The following is a 21643-nucleotide window of genomic DNA, read 5'->3' as shown; positions in this document are numbered from 1 at the left end:
GGAAGGCGCTCAAGCTGGCCGAAGCGTCCGCCCGGAAGGCCCGGACGTCGTCCCAGCGAGGGCACTGCCTGGACACGGTCGCGACCGCCATCGGGGAAGCGGTCCGGTCCGGCACGATCCCGCCGGACCGGCTGGCCGAGGCTGTGGCTGCCCACCGTACCGCTGTCTCGCTGACCCCGGGCACCCATCCGTACTGGCCACAGCGGACCAGCAACCTCGCGACCCGTATAGCGCAGGCAGTCGGCACGGGTGCGGCCTCCGCCACCGAGTTGCTGGAGGCAATTGCCTTACAACGCGCGGCTCTGGATCGCGCGCCGTCCGGCCATCCGGACAGGGCCGGTTCCTTCGAGGACCGATGCGAGATCAGTGGACGATGCATGCCGGACCAACTCCCCCGTCACCCGGCCTGGAATGAACGAGGCCATGTCTGCGCTCCGCACCATCCGTTGCCCTCTGGCGTGCAGGCCCCACCCTGGTCGAAGCGATGCGCTGATGATAGCGGCGACTATGCCAACGACACGGGTGCATGCTTGAACACAGGTTCGTCCACGTCACCGCCCTGAGGCAACCAGCCCCGTACTGGCTCTCACTGTCATCGATCGAGCGTCGCAGCTCCCGCCGAGAGGCTCCGAACGTCATTCGTCTGGAACATATCTGCTGTCAGCATCACCTGCGAAGGCCGCTCTCGGGGGTCCGGCCAGTTTCGCCGACTACCTGACCAGAGGTTGTCGGATCAGCTCAGCAAGGGGCTCCGACCCCAGTCGCTTGAGCGCCCAGTCGAGCCACTCTTGCTCGGCATTCGTCAGCGATGCAACAATCCGTAGCTGGTCTGGCAGGAGCAGGCGGCGATGGACGGTGACCGTCTCACGCACTACTCCCCCAGGCAGCCCTCGCTGTACCGCGAAGCCCGATCGATCAACGACGTCATCGTTGATCGGCGCCTGTGCACGCACCGCCCGAGTCCAGATCACACCCCCCACATGGAGCCGGTCAGCAAGCATGGGTTCCGCCAGTGCACCGAATGCGCGCAGCTTGTCCTGAAGTGGCATCGTGACGAACGGCGTGTACGGATAGAGCCCGCCATAGTCCTCGACCCAGACCCACGCGACCCCGGCATCCCGCGTCTGCACCGCCTTCTTATCCAATACGTCGTACAGACGAGCCCCGAGGTTTACGTTCACCTGCGGACCGTGCAGAACTCGCCCCTCCGGTTCCTCACCGGGACGAACAATGAGGATGCCCCAGGAGCCAGCTACCTCGACCGCCGAACTCGATTCCTTGCACCGCGCCGCCGCATGGATGGTCTCTGCTTCCCATCTCGCTTCGTCGGCCTTGTTGAGGAATCCAGGAACGTTACCTTCCCAGTGCACACCATCTTCGTTGGTGATTAGGTGCAGTACATGCCTGTCGTAGGCGAGGTCGTCGCCGTTCGGGACTGGTCCGAAGGTGACAACCTCCAGGAAGAGTTCGCGGTTACCAAGACGGATCAGGACGTCCCCTGGGCCCGCGGCTTTGGCAGGCTCCAGTACGACCTCTGCGCCGATGCTGGCGGCCACCGCAGCAAGCCTGGCCTGAGCGAGTGTGTGTCTAAATCGGTCCGTCGAGATATCGGAGCGCGCGACACGGCGAATAGTCCCGATGCCGCCGACATCTCGTTCGAGCAGGAACTGAAGGGCCGCCCACCAGCGCAACGCCTCAATGAAGGCATCAGGACGCCGACGCGGGGTCGGGCTGAGGACCGGCGAGGCAGCACCGAGTTCGTTGACCCGCCGTCCCCCTCCCGGCTGCGTAGCCTGCGGCAGCCACTTCGGGCCAAAGAAGGAGGTCAGGTCCGCGGCTGCCCGCTCCGCGGTATCTTTGCCCGCCGGCGTCAGGTAGTCGGCTCCCTCGGGCTGGCCGAACCAGGCTGGCCAGTCGAGCGGTCTCTCGCCGCGGTCGATCGCCCGCCAAACGTCACGATCTGCAGAATGCACCCTGCCATCCTCGCTTGCGCTGCGAGCGCTCGATGGGCAGGGTCGGAGCCTGCGGCGACAACGCCGCGATGGAGTCGTTCTTCGCGCTGCTCCGAAAGAATGTCCTGGACCGGCAGCGCTGGACAGCCGGTACGAACTGAGGCTGGCGACCGTGTCGCGGATCGAGACCAGGTACCACCGGCGCCGCCGTCAACGCCGGCTGGGGAAACTCACACCCATCGAGTTTGAGATGATTCAACCCGCCGCACTCGCGGCCTTAACCACCACACCCCGCCAGTCAACCGAACCCGGGGCAGTCCCAACCATCGAGACGATGTCATGGCTGCGCACGGCATGGGTCAGGCCATGTACTACCGCTCACTCGATCAGCTTGGCTCCGACGACCGCATCGCCATCCTGCTCCCCGGTCGGCTCGGTGACGAGGTTCGGCGTCTACTTTGGGTCTACGACGTCGGGCTCATCTACCGCAACGGCGAGGGATTCAACGAAGAGTGGCCGTAGGCGCCGGCCGAGGCGTGCTAGATGTCCTAGCGACCAAGTTGACGGTCGAGCGTGTCCAGCACGAACTGGGCCAGAGAACACGCTTCACGGACCACGAGGAGCGCTGCCTCGGCGGACAGTGCTGTTGGCAGCGTCCGACCATGGCCGGTACCCATGAGGTTGCGGAGGCTGTTCACCTGCTCGGCGATCGTCCACGAGGCACCCAGTATCTTTCGAACCTGGTCGGAACCAGTCTGGCTGGCGATAACGTCCTCAGGCCGGACACCGAGCCTCTCGCGGGCGAGATACCAGAGCTGACCGAAGTCGGCGCTCTGGGACACGGGGAAGGACAGTTCCTCCAGGACAAACTTGGCGACGGCCTCCAGCAGGTCCTTCGCGCTCCCGATGAGCTGAGCTGGGTCGTCGGTCGAGCGACGCAACCGGTCGATTTGCTCGTCCAGCGCGCCCCGATTGCCGGTCTGAAGATCGATGGCCCCGAGCGTCAGCAGTGTGCCGTCTTCCGAGGTGGAGAAGCCAGACCGACGAAGGGCGGATCGCAACGTGGCGACCTGTGCCACGTACATCGACTCCGCCTGAAAGCACCCATGTAAGCGAAGCTGGGTGAGCATCCCCTCAGTGAGGTCCCTCGCACGATCCGGGCGTCGGATCGCTCGGCGCACCGCTGACTGAACGCGCTGCTCCTTGTTGGGGTTGTCCATCCGGCCCGCGACGTAGCCATCGCCCTCCGAGTACCCACTGCGCAGAAGGACTCCCGTGATCGTCGAGTGGCTCGGGCCGGTGCCCCCATGGAAGAACGCGCCAAGAGCTCCAGCGATCTCATCAGACACGGGTACAGGCATGCACCGATGATCGCATCTGGATCTGACGCACTCATTCAAGCGTGCCGTACTCAGACCACTCAGTCATCATTCGGAGCTAGCTCATCGATCTAGTTCTATGCGTGAGCTCCATGAGAATTGCAACAGTCTCATCAAGATGGTGAGGACTGAACAGCCCTGCGATCCAACTCGTTCAGGCCGTCAGCCAGCTGGCGACACGTGGCTGGTCGTGTGGATGGTGTTGGAGGAAGGTGGAGAGTTGTTCAGGAGAGATTGGAGCGCGGCCAATTGGTCGGCCAGGTGAGGGTTTGCTCGTCTCAGACGGCGCAGGCCGAACATCGCGTCGACCCAGAGGACGGATCGGCCCGATTCCAGCGCAAGCAGTGCGTCGATGTTCGACTCGGCTTCCAGTTGCGAGGCCGCGGCTTCGCCAGGGAGGCCTTGAATGCGTGCCAGATTCTCTTCCTGCGATCTGCGGTCCGGAGTCGCCGACACCGCGAAACGGATCAGTGCGATCGCCATCTTGAAGAGGTCAGCGGCAGGAGCCGTCCGGGCGAGACTCGCAGCGAGCTGGCCGCCCCAGCGCGCGGCCAGTAACCGTCTGAACGGCGCTCCGCTCCGGATGGCCGCAGCACGCGAGTAATGGGCCAACGCCTGCTCGACGTCGACGGTGGAGCCGGTCGCGCGGCTGCGTGCGGTCAGCGCAATCGCCAGATTCACCAAGTAGGTGGTGACGTCGGGGTCGGTGTTCTGAGCGAGGCCTACGACCTGTTCAGCCAGGGCTACCGCCTCATCGAGACCGGCTGGATCCGAACTCAACTCGGCCTGCGTACGTAACGTGAACGATAGGTTGGAAAGCATGGCCAGACGCTCGTGCATCTCGTGCCCTGCAGCGGACAGAGCACGCCGACTGACCTCGATTGCCTCGTCGATGTCCCCGACGGTCTTGTTCTCCTGAGCTTGCAGGTGCAGGGCACTGCCGAGGTTGGTCAGCCGGCCCGCCAGATCTGGGCTGGTAGTCGGCGTGTTCGCCAAGGCGCCGCGAGCGACCGCAACGGCCTCGTTGAGGTCGTCCGAGGTGCCCAAGCCTCCCCATCGGCTCTGCAAGGCTCCACCCAGGACCGTGAGGTGGTCCCCGTATGCCTGGTTGCCAAGCGTACTCCTTTCGACCGCCTCACGCGCGCAATCGACGCTCTCGTCGATGTCCGGGATCGCTTGCAGGCTCTCGTACCTGGCGCGGAGCGCGGCGCTCAGATTGCTGAGGCGCGTCGATCTCATCCAGTCGTTGCCTGGCGTCGCGGCAAGCGCTGCGCGGCCGGCTTCGACCGACTGGTCGATATCCCGGACCTGACCGGTGAGTTCGAAACGAGCGCAGAGCGCCGCACACAGGTTCGACAGGGCAGCTGCCCTGTCATCGTCTCCGGCAGCAACGGAGCGGGAGCGCTCGAGCAGATCGATCGCCTCATCGAGGTCAGCAGTAGTGCCCCGTACGCCGGCGCGGTCCTGCAGGATCGCAGCCAGATTAGTGAGGAACGGCGCAGCCGGTCGGCCTCCGCGTTCCGTGTGATGGAGCGCCCTTCGGGCCAGGCTGACGGCTTCGTCAAGGACAGTCACATCAGCGTGCAGTCGGGTGCGTGCTTGCAGCACCAACGCCAGGGTGGACTGCGCCCGTGCCAGGTCGGTATGCGTGGCCGGAAGAGCCGACACGGCTCGACGACCTATGTCCTCCGCCCTCTCGAGGTCGGACGGGTCAGCGGCTGTTTCGTAGCGGGTCAGCAGGTGCGTTGCCAGTGTGGCCAGGTGCTGCCCGAAATACGGGCTCTCCGAATCGACGAGGGTCACGGCCAGATCAGCCAGTCGGACCGCTTCATCGAGGATCTGCGACGCGCCTGTGCTTTCGAACCGCAGATACAGGACGTTGGCCAGGTTCGCAGTACACATGGCGTCCTCGGGCTCTGCGTTCACGGCGGCGCGGGCCAGTTCCTCTGCTTCGCCGAGGTCGGTCGGTTCGCCAAGCCGCTCGAAGCGGAGAACGAGCGTGGCGGAAAGGTTCGTCCCCGCCCCGCCCTGCCCAGCAGCGACCGCTGCGCGGCCAGATTCGACCGCACCGTCCAGATCGCTGGGTACGCCGAATGCCGCATAGCGCTCTTTGAACGCTAGACACAACGTGGAGAAGCCGGCAGCCCGGCGCGCAGCCTCGACAGCAACGTCGCCGTCTTCGGCCATCCCGCGCTGCTCGAACCGGGTGAGGACGACGACAGCCAGATTGCCGAGAAAGGTGGCCTGGTGTTCTGCGCCTTCAGGGCAAAGCACCACCGCTCTATGCGCGGCCGCGACCGCCTCATCCAGATCCTCGGCGGAACCGCTGAGATTGAACCTGCCGAACAGAGCCATCGAAAGGTTCGACAGGTGCCGGGCGAGCAGTGGTTCCCTCTCACCGGTAATGGCGGCCACCGCGCGCAGCAGATCGATGCTCTGATCGAGGAAAGCCGGGTCCCCCGTCTCCAGGTACGCCCGATAGAACTGCACACCGGTCACCGGCCGGCCCTCGCGGCCGGCTGCCAACAGGTCCCGCAGTTGGCTCGGCACGTGGTCGGGCAGTACGTCGTAGACAGCTGAGAACAGATCGATGCTCAACTCGACGTCCCGCTCGGCTTCAGCAACGCTTTCCCGGACCTCGGCCCGCAGCCAAATCAACCAGGCCACCGCGACGACGGTTTCGACGTCGAGGCCAGGATCGACCCGGTCCGTCTCCCACCCGACCAGCTCAAGAAGTGCTCGTGAGTCGGCCTCCGCCTCAGCCGCCAGCAGAAGCGATGGGTCACGAGTCCGTGCGAACTCCTCCACCCGCCCCTCGACCCGGGCCAGCAGGACTGCCCGCGTCACCGGACCACCCTCGGATTCGCGGCATACTCCCGCAGTGGCGCGTCCGAGCTCGCCACGTCCGCCCGCCCGGAGATCTGGTCGCGGATCGTCTCCAGACGGCTCAAGAGGTGCGGTGCAGCCAAACCAAGATCGGTCAGTTCCGTGCGAGTCTCCACCGACTGGGACCAGAGCACTGCACGCCCTTGTTCGAGGCAGGCCAGTGCTTCCTCGTAGCGCCCGGCCGCGAGCATCGCAGCCGCGCCCTGGCTCGCCAAACCGTCGTACTTCGTGAGCTGGTTCTCTCGATTTCGCCGAGCCGTTCCCCGCCAGGCAAGCACGGGAAGAAGCGCAATGGCGGTTGCGTAGGCCTTCGCGGCCAAGGCCCAATCTCCCTCCTCGGAAGCGACCAGACCCATCTCGCACGCAGCAGCGACGCGTACCTGGATCGGCGCCCCCTCGGCGTTGGCCGCGTTGGTCCACATCGTGACCGCTTGGTCGAGCCGCGACGCGTCAGATGTCAACTTGTAGACGTCCCACAAGGCATTTCCGAGATTCGACGCCACCTGCGCTCTCAACGGACTGCCAGCGTGCAGCCTCTCGAGCGCGCGGCGCCACATGTCGATCGCCTCCAAGAGTCCCTTCGCATCTCCCAGAGCGCGATATCTATCCTGGAGTCCGTTCGCGAGGTTGACCTCAACGCCTAGACGTAGTTCCGGGCCGCCCTGGATCGTGAGAGCAGTTCGCCATAACCGGATCGAGTGCTCGAGATCGGCGATATCTCCAGACAGGTGGAAGCGCTCGCGCAGGGCATTTGCCAGGTTGGTCTGCATTATCGCGACCTCCGCGGCATCGTCTGCCCGGACGCCATTCAGCGCGGCCGTCGCTGATTCGATCGCGTCGTCGATGTCTGCCTTGTTGCCCAGACGGTCGAAACGCGCTCGAAGCGCGTTTCCGAGGCTTGAGTGGTACGAGTACATGGACGACGTTTCTCCGTACCCTCGCAAGGCTTCCCGCGAGACGTCGATCGCCTCGTCAAGATCGCTCAGATTGCCGGTCAGCCGGTATCGGTCGCGCAATGCGAGCGTGAGGGTGTGCTGCCGCGCAGACTTGCTGTCGTCAGTCTGATCCCCGACATCCGCAGCCTCGCGGCACAGCGTCACCGCCTCGTTGATGTCGTCGGTTCGCCCTGAGAACTCGAAGCGGGTCTGCAGCAGATAGCCCAGGTTGGCCAGATAGGTCGCCCAGTTGGGGTCTTGTCTGGGCAGATCCTCAAGCGAGTGCCGGGCGCATCCGATCGCGTAATCGTAGTCGTCAGTGCTCGCTGCCTCCCGCGCCCTGTACTGCAGGGCGATACTGAGCTTGAAGAACCAATAGCCGCGGGACAGTTCCTCCTTCGGTGATTTGTCGAGTGCCTCGTGCAACAGATCGATGCCCTCGTCGAGGACGGAGCTGTCACCAGCGGCCGACTGCAGCGAATCCCGGGCATCAGCTGCGAAATGCAGTCCGAGGGCTGCTTGGAACACGTACAGCGGTGCTGGGAACGGGCCGGTATAGCCGTGCTTCGTAAGGCTGAGAACGAAGAATGCCGCGGAGACCAGATCCTCATCGTTGTCCGGCAGCAGTTCGTGCCGCCACCAGTGGTACCAGCCCAGGGCGAACGCAACGCGCTCCGTTGCGATCTCGGGGGTGTTGATCAACTGCAGCAACGCGCTCACCTCGGACTGCACCTCAGGCGCGAGTATCTGATCCTGGTCAGCAGTACTGCGAAAGGCCGCGAGCCGACGTTCGAGCGCCTCGAGCAGACGCAGCTTCTCTGTCATCTTCGGCATCGCGCTACTCCTGATAGAGAGACATGCTCCAGTTGCAGGTGGTGATGACGGTGAGGGTTCGGCTGCCGGCGCTGGCGAACTGGTCGAAGGTGCCGCTCTGGCCCGGGCCGGTTCTTGCGATGGGCGCCAAGTTGCCCATCAGCGAGTCGGTGACGGTGAACTTTCCGCTGCTGCCGCCACAGTCGAACTCCCAGGCAATATGCCATGGGTTCTCCAGCACGGGGGTTTCGATGCTGTCGTTCCCTTGTCCTTCGTACGTCGCGATCGGACGCCCGGGCGGTGGTCCGTCGACAGGCGTTACCGGAGCACGGTCCGCCACCTTGTGTGGTGCGGGCCGGTCAGGTTCGTCAGATCCGTAGCCACACCCGGCAACGAGTGCCACCAGGACAGTACCGAGTGCTGTCTTCGCCAGAACCTGCATCGCTTCTCCTTTGGGCATTGCCTGAAATCGCCATCCGTCACTCACGAGGAATCCTCGCTCCGCAGTTCGGCCGCCCCCCGCGCCACGAGCACATCGAGCCGCTCGCGGAGGACAACCAGCCGGTCGGCCAACTCTGGCGCCTCGGCCTGAAGCGTGGCGACCTCCCGTTGCTGCAGGCCGTCATCCCACAGAACGCTCCGCCCGTGTTCGACAAAGGCGAGTGCGTCCAGGCATCGGCCGGCTGCGACCGCGGCGGCCATCGCATCGCAGGCCAGGCCGGCGAATTCGATCAACCCGCGTTCTCGCTCAGTCCGCCGCAGGCCTGACCAGGCAACTTCTCGCAGGAGGTCGACGGCACGCGCATAGCCATCCGTCGCAGTACGGGCGTCGCCCAGCTCCATGGACCACTGTCCGGCGAGCTGACCCGACTGCGCTCTCGCGGCAGCTGAGCCGAACGGCTGGCGTGCTGCTTGCAGACGGCTCTCGACCGCTCGCTGGCCATCCTGACGATCCAGGCGTCGTTGGAACCGGAGCCAATAGGCGCGACCCAACCCAGCCAATGCCAATGCGCGATCGGGGCTCTCCGACCGGCTCACGGACAGTACGTCGGCCGCCGCAGTCACCGCCACATCGAGTAGGGCCGCATCCGCGGACTCCAGCGTCGCCTTGACGCGAGTGGCGTACGCCGAGTTCAGCAAGATCAACGTGAGGTCGGGATCACCTGGGTCGACGATCGCGGCGGCCTCGCCGAGCAACGAGATACCCAGGTCCAACGCGTCGGTCGCGCCGGTCAACTGGTGGAGGTCCACGCACGCCAGGGCAGCATTGATCAGAAACCCTGATCGGTCGGCTGGGTAGGCGGCCTCGCTTGTAACCGAGGCCATCGCCAGCTCCACGGCGTCGCGGAGGAGGTCACGGTCGCGGTCGGCTGTTCCCTTCAACCGCATCACCACTGCCAGGTTCGACCCGATCCTGCTGCGCTGCGGCTCGGTCTCAGCAGCCAGATCGCGGGCCCGGCGGAATCCGTCCAGGGAATCAGCCAGGTCCTGCCGCCGCTCGAGCAACTCGTACCGGCTCCTCAGCGAGAGGGCCAGGTTGGACCAACGTTGTGCCTGGATCGCAGGAGACAGCGTCGCCTCGAGTCCCCGGCGGGCACGAGCGATCGACTCGTCGAGATCGCGCCGCTCCCCCGTCGCTTCGAACCGCAGCCGCAGTGCGTTCGCCAAATTCGACTCCTGCCGGGCACGTGGTGGCCCCTCCTGCGAAGCCGCCACCACAGCGGTCCCGAGATCGATGGCCTCGTCCAGCATCTCGGGTTGCCCCGACCAGCCATACTGCAACTGCAAGCCGACAAAGAGATCCGAGCGAGCAGAATCCAGCTCCGGGCCTGCTTCGGCGGACGCAACCAGCCAACGGAAGGTGTCCATTCCCATCAGGAGTAGGTCGGTACGTCCGTGGCTCTGATACTCCTCCGTCCATCCCTGCGCGGCCGTACGCAGCGATCGACGTAAGTTGCCAGGTTCCTCCATCAGCCGGTGCCGATCATGCGGGCCGTCGACAAGATCTCAGGGCGTCGACTGAGTGCATTTCTCGACCACCCGTAGCCCACCGGCGTCACTCAACCGCACGTCCTGCTGACCCGCGCTGGTCTTCAGCGTCAGGACCCCGCCGGCAAGTTCGACCACTTCGCCGCACCGATCCCCCGCCGGTGTCACGACCGTCACCTTTGGCTGGTCCTTCGCCGGCCCGTACCACGTCACCCCGACGGCGAGGACCAGGAAACCAGCACAGAAGCCAACTGCGTAACAGCCCGCGCGTAGTGCGCCGGCTGAGGCTTCCGCCTCTTCGTTCTCGGCATCGCGTACAGGATCTGGCGACTGTTTCTGCATCAGTTGTGTCATCGACGCGCCCGACAAGGAACCGTGCGCCGCGCGAAGGAGCCAGACGGCGGCAAGTGCGCCTGCGACCAGAGACACCAGCAACGCCAGGCCTGCTGCCGTGGCGTACGGCGTGGCGAGTTCTCCGACGTCCGTACGGCCTTTGACCAACCCGAATCCGACCAAACCGGCCAGCAGCGCCCCCAGTCCGTTCCGCCAGGCCACGGCCCTCGCCCGAACCGTGACGAGATAGTCCTTCGCAAGGCTGAGCTGGGCCTTGGCGAGCACTCTGTCGGACGGACTGTTGCCAGCGAAACCCTTGACGACGTACCTGGTCATTCCACCGACACCTCGACGGTCCAGTAGGCGCCACATCCCTCGTCGTCGGCCGGACATCCGGAGTGAGCTCGTTTGCAGGTACACATCACGTGCACCACTCCGGTACTCTCCGCTCGGGGCTCCGATGCAACCTTGCCCCGGCGAAGGGCCTTGGAGAATTTCTCCACCTTGTCGTAACTCATCATCCCCTCACACCGAGGGCACTTGTTGCTGAGCCGAATCCCTCGCGCGGTGGGTGAGACCTCGCAGCCGGTGGCGAAGGCGATGCCGTACTCCTTATCGGTGATCTCCGCAAACGGCTTGCACGGCTGGGTTTGTTCTGCCTCTGTCATCTCTACTCCTCAACTGCGATCAGGGACCGGTATGGGTGAACGGCGTCCATCTGTGCGGATACCCCGGATCCCGGTCGCGGAGGGTGCGTACCGCGTCGTGCAGCGCCACGGCCGCGACATCTGGGCGCAGCTGCCCATCCGCCGCCATGCGCTGGTAGATGCCGGTGAAGATCTCACTGGAGTGGTCGTTCGTGACCGACCACAGGGTCGCGACGACGTGCCGGTACCCGAGGTAGTGCAGGGCCGCCGCCAGGGTGATCGCCTCATCCAGCAGATCGATGCCACCCATCGCCGTCTTGCAGGCCGAGAGACCGGCGAAGTCACCGTCGAACTGCTCGGTGGTGAGATCGTCGATGGTCAACATCCCATCGTGTAACCACACCCCGCCCTGGGACGGGTCACGGAGATCCTGATCTCCATGACAGCTGAAGTGCACCCACCGGTGCGCGCCGAGTGCTTGCCGGACCCGCTCCCGGGTCGCATCGTCCTCGTTCAGATCCGTGCAGAGGTCGCCTGGGAACAGTTCCAGCAGCACATCTCGTTCCCGACCGGTCTCGAGCGGTATCTGCCCTTCGGCCTTGCCGACCGAGACAAGTAGCAGGCGATCGGTCTCACCCGCCGGCGTCGGTTTCCGGCGGCCCGGATCACGCGCGTCGAGAAGCGCTCGCAGAGTCGGTGTGTAGGAGGAGACGACGCGATCGAGCACCGTGCGGCGCTGGTCCGCCGGGTCCGAGTGATAGCCCGCCGTGTGGATCGGAAGCACTGTCAGGGCGCCGGTCGGGCACCACCACAGCCGTGGCCAGGTCGACGTACCACCGGGCGGAGTCTGGTCGAACCCGAGTTCGGCCAGCACCGGAGCAGCGATCGTGTCCCACATCCATACCTGGAGATCTGCCAGCATCTCGTCGACCGCGGTCTGCGTCCGGTCGACTTCCTGGGTGGCCGTCCGCTCACGGCGGATGGCTTCCCGCCCGGACTCCGCACCGAGGGCATTCTGCGCGTCGATCAACGCGGCGTCCGCTGCCTCCACAGCACGAAGCTTGTCGAGGTAGTCGTTCGCCCGTCGCGCCGTCTCCTCGAGCGTCAGCGCCGGGAGCGGCACCGGATGTACCCCATCCGGACGGACGATCAGCGCGTCGCAGCGCCAACGACTCGCGTTGATCACGACGACCGGGCCACGTTCCGCGGCAGGTAACAGGTCCTCCACCGCGGGCGGCCTCAGGAAGTCCTTGAACCCGTCGAGTTTGCGGACCTGCGCGACCAATTCGTCCCATTCCAGCGCCAAAGCCATCCGGCGATCGTTCGGATTCTCTTCAGCGGTCCCCACCGTCATACATCCCCCTACTCGACCGACAACATCCGGCCGGTCAGCTCTTGTTCGGTCCGTGGTCATCCGACGAGCTCAGTTCTCACCTCCCACAGGCGCTCCGCGAGTGCAGGTGCGACTGCGGAGACAGCGGACAGATCCCTGCGCCTGTTGAGAATTCCCGCCCAGATCACCGCCCGCCCGGCGTCGCTCAACTCGAGCGCCTGCTCTGGCTTCCCGGCGTACAGGCCCATCGCCATCGCTGTCTGGCACACGTCCGACACCGCCACCAGCCGGAACTCACGATCGCGCCGGCTGACTCCTGGCCACGCGAGCACCGGCAGCAGACCGACGCCCCGATCACACGCGGACAGGGCGAGTACCGGACGTTCGTCCTCGATCGCCGCCGCCGCGAGAAGACGGGCAGCCTCGATCCGGCTGAGCGGCCTTGCCGTCACGTGATCGACGGCGCTGTTCAACAGCCGTCCCGCGCGAGCGAGATCAGCGGCAGCGCCGGACTCACTCCACCGCGCCAGGAGTGCTTGCGCCGCAACGATCCAGTACTCCGCACGATCGGCGTCGTCATCAGGCTGCCGCTCGAGGACAGTGTCAGCTCTGCGGATCGACTCCTCAAGGTCCGAGGCGGCGCCGGTGGCACCGTATCTGGCCAGGTACGCACGGGCGAGTCCGATCGCGGACCAGGCCCACATCGCTGTGCCGTCAGCTTGGTCGGTCACCAGCGTCAGCTCCGACAACACCCGCTTCAACAAGCCGAGATCCTGCTCAGCCGCGGGTACCGATCGATCGACCCGCACCAGTTGCCCCGGCGTCACACGGTCGCCTGCCACTGCGATGATCGCCGCCGCCCAGTTGGCGATGATGACCGGCCGGACCGACGGTATCTGGTCAAGGACCGCCAGGCACATCTCATAGTGCCCGATGCAGCTCGCGCGAACAGTTGGATCTCCGGTCCGTTCGTAAAGGTCATGCTCGAGCGACGCCAGATGGGCGAGGTGGCCCGGCCGCTCCGGGTGGAGCGCCGGTTCCTCGTCGACAACCCACCTAGCCAGTTGCAGCGCCTCGGTGAGATCGGCAGTCTCTCCGACCGCTTCATACCTGCCCGACAGGACTGTGCTCAGCATGTAGGCCGTCTTCACCCGGAACATCTCGGGGGCGCCTTGATGCGCCTCACGTGCCTGGACCGCCGCCTCTGCCAAGTACTTCGGATCTCCGGTCCGTTCGTAGACGTGCCGCAGATTGGAGGCGAGATTGGCTTGGATCTTGAACCGGTCCTCGGCCGAGGCGACGGCCTTGCGCAGGCAGTCGAGGGACAGATCCATGTCCTCCTGAAGTCCGGACAGGGCGGAGCGGGCGCTGTGAATTCCCGCGAGTGCCGACCAGAAGGCGACCGGTACCGAGGCCTCGGTGGGCATCTCACCCAACGCCTGCCGGCCCCGTTGGAGCCCTTCCTCGAGAAGGACAGCGGCGTCGGTCTCCACGAAACTCAGCCGCAGGCAGACCAACAGATTGGCCGTCACGGCGATCCGCACTGACGCCGGCACCACCGGACCTGCATCGAGAAGCCCGCGGAAGCCGGCGATCACCGGAGGAAGATCCATGGGCTCCGTGCCAGCCGACGCGATGTAGCTGGCAAAGGCTTCTTGGGCAGCCGTCAGCCCTCGGCGGACTGTTGCCTCGTCGCTCGGACCTTGCCTGGTCACGACAGACCACCCAGCGTCGGAATACTCGAGGCAGACGGATCGAGGACGGCCGCGATCTCAGTCAACCGGTTTGCGATGCGCGGATTGTGCGTGAGCAACTCCGTGCGGCTGTAGCGATACCGCAGCAGGTGGGACCACAGGACACCTCGGCCCTCCTCCAGAAGCTCGACCGCTCTCGCCGGGTTCGCGCCCTCCAGCTGAGCCGCTGCAGCTGCTGTCGCCACCCCGGAGAACTCGCTGGTCGCCCCGACGAACTCGCTCAGCTGACCTTCCTGGCTGACCCGATCCAAACCGTGCCAAGCGGCGGCCGCGAGGCGCCCGGTCGCCGCCGCGTAACTGTCGGCCGCGGCAGGGTGGCCGATATCGAGGAGAGCCTCGGCGGCGTACAGCGCGGAAATGACCAACTCGCCCGATGACATGGTCCGGACCTCAGCGAGCATCTGGAGAAGGCCGGCCACCTCGTCCGCAGCGGAACGATCGCCGTCCAGGCCCGCCGTCACGAGCGCTGCGATCAACGTCCTCGCGGTAGCCGTCCACAGCGGGTCAGGAGGATGGGCGGCCGCCTCGACGGCTCGAAGGCTCGCGATGGCTTCCGGAAGGCGGCCATCCGCAAGCCGGACCAGATGACCTGCCAAACCGACGGCAATGAAGGGTACCCGCGAGTCATCCGGCGCGAGGAGGCGCTGTGCAGCCGCGAGGTTGACCTCGACGCCTGCTGCAGCTTCCGAACTACCGGTCAGAGAATAGACCACGGTCCAGGAGCTGGCGAGGATCTGATACCGGTCGGCTCGAAGCGGATCCTCTAGAGCCGTCTTGGCGAGTGCCTCCTTGGCCAGGCTCACCGCGCTCAAGGCCGATGCCTCTGCATCCTCCATGTCCCTGCACCGCTGCCATTCTGCACGTATCTGCAAGGCTTGCGCCTGGCACGCGAGGGCTCTGGCCCGCATCTGCTCATCCGGCGAACTCAGCGCACGACCGGCAAACTCCATCACCGCCTCGACGTCGCGCAACGAGCCCAGATACCGGTAGCGCGTCAGGCGAGTGGTTGCGATCTCGGTCAGCGCGATGCCCGCCTCAGCGTGATGGTCATCCAGTAGATCAGCGACCTCGGACTGATATGCGACCGCCGAATCGAGGTCCACCAGTGACCCGGTGCGCTGGAACCGCAGCCGGCAAGCACCAGCCGCGACCAGGAGCGCGGACATCCGCTCATCGTCTCCGGGCGCGGTGAGCTCGACGCTCCGGAATGCATGTCGCACGCCTTCATTCAGGTCCTCGTCCCTCCCCGAGAAGCGGAAGCGCAAGAGGTACGAACCGGCAAGGGTCGCATGGGACAGCGGACTGACCGAGGGGCCCCCGTCGGCGACTGCCCGCTGTCCGTGCTCGATCGAGCGATCCAGGTCTGTCAGGTTGCCGGTCCGGCTGAACCTGATCCGGAGCAGGCCGGACATGTTGCCGTGCAGCGCGGGCACACCGCCGCCCGTCCGTCGCAGACCTTCCTCACCGAAGACGACAGCCCTGTCCAGATCGGCGATATCACCCCGACGTTGGAATCGGAAGGCCAGGTTGGCAACGATTCCGCAGTACGCGGTCGCAGTGCGCACGACGGAGTCGCCAAGGTGCGGCAAAGCCTGCTCCAGATACTCGAGAGCCCGATCCAGGTCCACTGGATCGCGTCGACGCCGATAACGATCGGTCAACGCTGTCGCAGACTCCAAATACTTCCCGACAACACTTTCCTCCACGTGCCCCACCCTCAGCCGTCCAAAACGGCGCCCCCACAGCGACCATCCCGGCCCAGTAGGCCAGCTCTGCCCGTCGGCCGCAAGAGCACGCTGCGTAACAATTCGCCGAACTCACGAATTGGTCGCTCCTACCTCGGTCGAGTATCTGCCAGTGATGCCAGCGCGTTGAGTCGCTGACCAACTTCAGCCAGCCTGCGGGCCAGTTCTGGCCCGGTCGTCGGCAGCGTCATTGAGATGCGCCGGTGCGCCAACCGCTGTGACCACAGAACGCCCCGGCCCTGTTCTGACAATCGCATCGCAAGTGCGACCTCACCGGCGTCAAGGGCAGCAGCGAGCGCTTCATTGGCCAACGGAGAGAAAACCGTCAGCAGAGCCTCCCGATCGGCGCGTGCCAGCCCCCGCCAAGCAAGCTGATCCAGCAGTTCCGTGGCGGCTGCGTAATCATCACAGGTTCGCCTTGGATCTGCGAAAACCGATCGCGACCAGATTGCGGCGAGCAAGGCCGATTGAAGCCTGATAAAAGCCGGTCCGGTCGGCAAGGCACTGGCGGCCCGCCACGCCCGCCAGGCATTCTCGCGAGCATCGGCATCGTCGTCGCGCTCGGCGATCGCCTGATTGGCCAGGGCCAGCACCTGCAGCCGCCAGGCCAAGGCTCGGTCATCAGGCGGGGTCCGATCGACTGCCTCCTTGGCCAGCTCCACAGCATGATCGGGGTCGGTTCCCGCTTCGGTCAGCGAATGTGCCAAGTTGCCCGCCACCAAGGGCCAACGCGGATGATGTCTGTCGAAGCCGTCGAGGATCTCACTCAACAACTCCACGGCCCGCCCCAGGTCGCCAAGGGCCCTGACCGCCAGTGCGACGTTCACCGCGATGGCAGGACGTTGCTCGGCCGGGAGGTCGGGGTCGGAAAGCAGTGACTGCCCGAGCTCGGCAGCCTCTGCAGAATCGCCGCTCTGCCACAAGATCTCCAGCAGGTTGGCGGCTACCGCGAGCCGCTCCGGCTCAGTTTGCGGCCAGCCTTGGTAGGCCGTTCGGGTCAAGTCGGCCGCCTCCGTCAGATCGGCTGGACGCCGGTACGCCGTGTACCGCGCTCGCAGGCCGGCGGCGAGGTTCGTTTGCGCGAATGCCAGGCGGTGGCCCGAGCTGATACCGACGGCGCGACGTCCCATCTCGATCGCTTCTTTGAGCAATGGGGCTTTCCCTTGACGCTTATAGAGTGCGACCAGGTCCGCACTGTAGTTGGACAAGTACCGACCCAGCTCTTGGTCGTTCTCTTGGCACCTCGCAACGACGTCACGACCGATGTGCACGGCTTCCAGGAGATCACGCTCGTCACCGCTCAACGAGTAGCGCACCTTGAGTACCGCCGAGAGGCTGGCCTGGTTCGCCTGCGTCGGCGGCATCTCTCGCGCAGCCACCAGCGCTCGGTCGAGATCGACTGGATCGGCACTGATCCTGAACCGGGCGTGCAGCGCCCTTGCCAGGACTTCCTGAACTCCCGCCCGGCCGTGCGCGTCGGACTTATGCCAGACCCGCATCCGACGGAGCATGTCGACCGCCAGGTCAGCCTGCTCAAGATCGCTGGACCGACGAGCCTCGTCCATCACTTCGGCTACACCCCGTCCCCACTGCTGCAGGTCATCACCCATCGCTGCCTGTTCGTCGAGCAGATTCCGGATACGTACAGGTACTCCGTCGTCGATACGGCTGAAGCACGTCATCGCCGCCTCGAGATCGAACGTGTCCGACTCGAACGGCAGCAGCGCAAATCGAACGTAGTGAAAACAGCCCAGCGGCATCGCGGCGTCATTGGGAACGACGCCGGTTCCTGCCCGCAGCTCCGACCAGATCGAGTCGGCGACCGCCCAGGCCTCATCAGAGGTGATGACCTCACTAGAGCCCGATGCCGACCACTCCGCGAGGTAGCCGATGACCTGCTGAATGAGGCGCTCTACGCGCTCATGATCCGTCATGTGTCTCTGCCGGCATGATCCGACGCATCGTCCCCAGAGCCGCCCTCGATACCGCCGTGCGAGCGCTGGTGGTACTCACCTGGCGCCGTCCAATCGCTCGCTGTACAACGAGGGAAGCACCATTCTGCACGCCGAGAAGCATCAGCCCAGGGGAGTCTCTTTCCGCTCACGTGACGCGCGGCAGGCATCTGCTGCTGATCAGCGGTTTGCGGGGTTGGAGACATCTCTTCAGGCCCTGAGCTCGAGACGTGGTTGTGGTGCGAGCTGCTTCTCGGACACGCGGGGCTTCTCACCGCTAGGGATACGAACCCATTCCCTTTGACCGGCCGGCGCTCCCCGGCATCTCCATCTCGCCCGACGGCGAAACATCTGACCCCGGATCTGCAAGTCCCGGATCGCTCCGAAATTGTGGCGCCCGAGCCGTGACCGCTCCTCACAGTCGGCTGCCAGAGTGGCCGAGGATACCGTCGAGAAGCTTCTCGCCGAAGACGTGGACGTGTGATACCCGCCCACCTATCCATAGGCGCACAACCCAGCCCATGCCCAGGGCGCGGTGCCAGGCATGGTCGCGAGCGGCCCGGCGCCGGGGCGGGTGAGTCGCGTCGGCGGATCTGCGAGGTATTCGGCTCGTGCGCGGCGGAGAGCCTCAGCTGGCGTAACACCGGCGCGGATCTCTCGAATCACGGTCGCGACGAGTCGGCCAGTGCAGGCCGGATCAGCAGGAAGGGCATACAGTCCTGCGATCGTCGACCCAGCTCCACCGATCAAGGCAGCCGTGGCCATCGAGAACTGCTCACCTGTTCTGGAACCGAAGTACCGGCCGCTCCAGCAGGCCTCGAGTACGAAGACACCACCGGCGGACCGGCGACTCAGCAGGTCTCCTGCGGTGAGCACCACGGTGCCGTCCGTCGTCACCAAAGCCCCGGTCAGGCCCGGGGACGCTTCGCCGTGACAGCCGACGACAGTCAGAGCGTCGTTCGCGAGCGAGTCTCTGAGCTCCTGAGGTGACGTCAGTGGAGTCGTTCCGAGTGCTTCACGCTCCGGCCCCCAGTCGAGTGCAGGGTCAAGGAAGCCGATCACGCTGTCGACGCGGGTCGCAACCTGTCGTTTTGCCGCCACAGGCAGGCGTCTCATCGCGACCCGAACGCCCAGCGGACTGCCGTCGATGTCGAACGCCTCGACGGGAAGATGTGCGAGTACGGGCGGAAGGACAAGCATGAGTTCCGAGGCACTGCCCGACATAGCCCAATCAGCAAGCGCACCGTTCAGGATCAGATCGGCGAGATTGTGCCGCCACCGTTGTGCGTCATCCGACCACAACGCCTTCCAGTCAGCACCGCGCTCTCCAAGACGGCCGATCATGTCGATGTCCCGCACCATCTCATCGGTCAGGTGCTTGAGTTCGAAGCCAGGTTCAGCATCTGGCAGAGCGGTCACGACCGGCAGCCGTCCTCCAGGCGTCGGCGCGCCGACCACGAGTACCGCTGCCGCGAGGTGCGACTGTCTGAGCATCTTGAGGGTGAGCGGTTCTGGGGGGGCATCCTGACGAATGGTTGCCAACGAAACCGCGAGTTGATCCAGCAGCGAACGCTCCGTTTTGGAGCCCGGCCCCTGCGCAGACCGCACTCGATCGATCCGGGAGAGGATCGCTCTGGACTCTGCCGTCAGCACGCCTGTCTCGAATGTCTGGCGGAGGCCCAGCGGAGCGTCGTCGACAACCGTGTCCGCAGCGACCTCGATCGCCGCGGGGGAACCGAGTTCCGCACATACCTCGAGAATCCCAGCCGTCACGTCTCGGAGCGAGAAATCCTGATCCGATCGCCGGCCTGGATCTGCCACGCGGCACCGGGCCAGGTGCAGGCTCCGCAATGCTCCGCGTGCCAACTCCAAAGCAACGCTGGCTTGCCCGGACTTCATTGCAGCGCGAGCGCCTTGCGATAGCGCGTACGAAACGCCCAAAGGCATGTCAAGTGCGCGATAGAGATCTGCAGCCTCTGCCGCCGCCTCGCCTCGGGAGGGGACGTGTGGGTCGATCTCTGCTTGCAGCAACCGATTGCCCGCGATCGCCAGCGGGCTGTTGATTTTTCTTGCCAGCGTCAGTGAGCTCTCAAGTGTCTCGAGCGCTGCAGTGATGTCCCCGTTCGACGCGTAGATGCGTGCATGCGCCTTGAGGGCGCCGGTGAGTCCAAGCGTGTCGCCTGATGCCTCGAAGCACTCGCGACTTTCCTCGACGTCCTCCAGCCCACCGGGAGCATCGCCAAGGGCCAGCCTGACCAGACCCCGCTCCTGGAGCGTGTAGCCAAGCCCTGAGTTGTTATCCAACCCGCGGTACAGATCAACCGCTCGGCTCAGGTGCGTCAGCCCGCTCGCGTTCCTGCCGAGGAGAAGATCGTTGACTCCGAGCGCTTTCTCCGCGTTTGCAGTCCCCAAGAGATCGCTGTGGGCCGCGTACTCGACCGATGCAGCCACGTACGACGCATCGGCGGCCATGAAATCCTGCGCATACGAGAGGATGTTTCCTTGCTCGAGCAGGAGGTTCGCTCTGGTGTGTGGATGCTGTTCCTCCGAGAGGACTGCCTGCACCGTCGCCAGAGCATCAGCCAGCTTGCCGCGCTGTCGATTGATGACTGCCTGCTGCGTCAGAGCTCGTCTCAGAATACGACGGTCATCGGCCGCCTCGGCGTGCATGATCGCTTCCTCGACTATCGGGACGGCCTCTTCTGACCGGCCAAGTCCGCAGAGCGATACCGCCAGGTGCGTCAACGCCCACGCGGTGCCGCTGCCGTCCTCTAGACACTTGAAACTGTCGACCGCCGACTCGAGGTGGGCGGATGCCCGTTGCTGGTGATCAGCCTGATTAAGGCTCATGCCGGCCTCGAGATGCAGCAGCGCGGCAACCGGGCTGCCAGGCGGGGCAGCGGCCAGGCCGCTCTCCGCGGCCTCCAGTGCCTGATCGAGCTGGTCAAGGAACCGAAGGGCCTGCGCACGCAAGTGGAGGCCCCACAACAGCGCAGTCGAGCGAGTCCAGGTCGCCAACTCCGGCATGATCTCGCTCAATTGTTGCAGGACCTCCGACGGGTTGTCCCCGACCCGATCGGCAAGCTGCTGCAGGAGCGCCTGGACCTCGCGTATCCGGCCCGCCGTCGGAACGCCGTCGCCGGTCATCCTGGCTCAGCGGACGCGGACGTGGACCAATTGGCCCGCCTCATCACCCAACGCCTCGAAGGCCATCGAGTCAGCGGTACCGCGCAGGGACCAACCATGGCCCGGAACGTGACGGACTTCTGTCGCTTTGACATCGGAGAATCCTGAGGACAACAAGTAGCCGACGACGACATCGCGAACCGACGCCGCGTCGACTGGCCGCTTCAGGCGCATGCGGCCTCGGGCCACCAACCCTGCGACAAGGGCCTTGATGACGTCGAAGGTGATCCCGGCGGCCACGGCTTCGACGACGAACGACTCGACCTCCCCGGCTCCGAGCGTGCCGTCGGGCTGTCCAACCTCAGCAGGTCCGTACACGTCGACCTCGGTCAGCAGGATACTGCTGCCGTCGTCCAGCGTCACGATGTCCACGCCTACCTCGATCCCCTCCGAACGCCACCCCGACGTCCAGTCAGGGTAGCGAACTGTGCGATGTCTGGACGGCGACGCGCGTACGAACGAACTGCGTACTCGCCCCGGAGGCCGGGGAACGAGGGATAGGACGAGCCACATGCGCTCGACTTCGGCGGCGCTCAGCCTCGACAGCAACGACAGCTCTCCGCGGCGCTATTCGCTCCACGAAGGCCGAGTCGCAACGTCCGATGTCAATCGATTGAAAGGGCAATATCTCCAAGAATTTTCGTCGAAGATGAATCAGGCGCCCGGATAAGATGCTCCATCTAAGAAGACCTGCAGCGGACGCGGCAGACCGCCTCTGTCGGCGGCCGACTGAATGTGT

At 65.2% G+C, this 21643-nt stretch carries 15 protein-coding genes and 1 pseudogene; 2 read left to right on the top strand and 14 right to left on the bottom strand.

All coding sequences use genetic code 11. The features are described from left to right. Nucleotides 1-710: 710 nt before the first annotated feature. The gene (locus ABD768_RS00200) at nt 711-1973 is read right to left on the bottom strand and encodes a hypothetical protein (RefSeq protein WP_344835948.1); all 1263 of its coding nucleotides are present in this window, start codon (nt 1971-1973) and stop codon (nt 711-713) included. A gap of 29 nt (nt 1974-2002) precedes the next feature. Between ABD768_RS00200 and ABD768_RS00195 the strand changes: the two are divergent. Together ABD768_RS00195 and ABD768_RS00190 are read left to right on the top strand one after the other, a co-directional pair. Further along, nucleotides 2003-2229: pseudogene (locus ABD768_RS00195) on the top strand (integrase core domain-containing protein); the annotation flags it as partial. 62 nt (nt 2230-2291) lie between these two features. Continuing rightward, nucleotides 2292-2474 (top strand): hypothetical protein, encoded by a 183-nt coding sequence (locus ABD768_RS00190; RefSeq protein WP_344838669.1) that lies wholly within the window; start codon nt 2292-2294, stop codon nt 2472-2474. Between the two features lie 26 nt (nt 2475-2500). Here the strand turns inward: ABD768_RS00190 and ABD768_RS00185 are convergent, their stop codons facing one another. The 13 genes from ABD768_RS00185 to ABD768_RS00125 all read right to left on the bottom strand — a co-directional run bounded on the left by ABD768_RS00185 (nt 2501) and on the right by ABD768_RS00125 (nt 21276). Beyond that, nucleotides 2501-3313, bottom strand: coding sequence for an abortive infection family protein (locus ABD768_RS00185; protein WP_344835945.1), 813 nt, complete (start codon nt 3311-3313; stop codon nt 2501-2503). Nucleotides 3314-3493: 180 nt separating this feature from the next. Beyond that, nucleotides 3494-6178 (bottom strand): tetratricopeptide repeat protein, encoded by a 2685-nt coding sequence (locus tag ABD768_RS00180; RefSeq protein ID WP_344835943.1) that lies wholly within the window; start codon nt 6176-6178, stop codon nt 3494-3496. Beyond that, nucleotides 6175-7986 (bottom strand): tetratricopeptide repeat protein, encoded by a 1812-nt coding sequence (locus tag ABD768_RS00175; RefSeq protein WP_344835941.1) that lies wholly within the window; start codon nt 7984-7986, stop codon nt 6175-6177. Before ABD768_RS00175 ends, ABD768_RS00180 begins: the two co-directional genes overlap by 4 nt. Nucleotides 7987-7990: 4 nt before the next feature. Continuing rightward, nucleotides 7991-8452, bottom strand: coding sequence for a hypothetical protein (locus tag ABD768_RS00170; protein ID WP_344835939.1), 462 nt, complete (start codon nt 8450-8452; stop codon nt 7991-7993). Beyond that, complete coding sequence (locus tag ABD768_RS00165; RefSeq protein WP_344835937.1) at nt 8449-9834, bottom strand: hypothetical protein; 1386 nt, start codon at nt 9832-9834, stop codon at nt 8449-8451. The genes ABD768_RS00170 and ABD768_RS00165 overlap by 4 nt, the downstream gene beginning before the upstream one ends. Nucleotides 9835-9972: 138 nt before the next feature. Continuing rightward, nucleotides 9973-10623, bottom strand: a complete 651-nt coding sequence (locus ABD768_RS00160) for a hypothetical protein (RefSeq protein WP_344835934.1) — start codon at nt 10621-10623, stop codon at nt 9973-9975. Continuing rightward, nucleotides 10620-10955 (bottom strand): hypothetical protein, encoded by a 336-nt coding sequence (locus ABD768_RS00155; RefSeq protein WP_344835931.1) that lies wholly within the window; start codon nt 10953-10955, stop codon nt 10620-10622. Before ABD768_RS00155 ends, ABD768_RS00160 begins: the two co-directional genes overlap by 4 nt. Before the next feature lie 19 nt (nt 10956-10974). Further along, nucleotides 10975-12246, bottom strand: coding sequence for a CHAT domain-containing protein (locus tag ABD768_RS00150; RefSeq protein WP_344835929.1), 1272 nt, complete (start codon nt 12244-12246; stop codon nt 10975-10977). A gap of 98 nt (nt 12247-12344) precedes the next feature. Continuing rightward, nucleotides 12345-13880: a hypothetical protein gene (locus tag ABD768_RS00145; RefSeq protein WP_344835927.1), complete on the bottom strand. Its 1536-nt coding sequence runs from the start codon at nt 13878-13880 to the stop codon at nt 12345-12347. Nucleotides 13881-13978: 98 nt separating this feature from the next. Beyond that, a complete protein-coding gene (locus ABD768_RS00140) occupies nt 13979-15727 on the bottom strand; it encodes a hypothetical protein (protein ID WP_344835924.1) in 1749 nt (582 codons plus the stop codon). Nucleotides 15728-15855: 128 nt separating this feature from the next. Further along, a complete protein-coding gene (locus ABD768_RS00135) occupies nt 15856-17700 on the bottom strand; it encodes a tetratricopeptide repeat protein (RefSeq protein ID WP_344835921.1) in 1845 nt (614 codons plus the stop codon). A 513-nt stretch (nt 17701-18213) separates the two neighbouring features. Next, nucleotides 18214-20865: a CHAT domain-containing protein gene (locus ABD768_RS00130; RefSeq protein ID WP_344835919.1), complete on the bottom strand. Its 2652-nt coding sequence runs from the start codon at nt 20863-20865 to the stop codon at nt 18214-18216. 6 nt (nt 20866-20871) lie between these two features. Next, nucleotides 20872-21276 (bottom strand): hypothetical protein, encoded by a 405-nt coding sequence (locus ABD768_RS00125; RefSeq protein WP_344835916.1) that lies wholly within the window; start codon nt 21274-21276, stop codon nt 20872-20874. Nucleotides 21277-21643: the final 367 nt, after the last annotated feature.

The organism is Kribbella ginsengisoli (genome assembly GCF_039537185.1).
Lineage (GTDB): Bacteria > Actinomycetota > Actinomycetes > Propionibacteriales > Kribbellaceae > Kribbella > Kribbella koreensis.
Note: the sequence above shows the minus strand (reverse complement) of the source record. Positions and strands in the feature narration are given on the sequence as shown.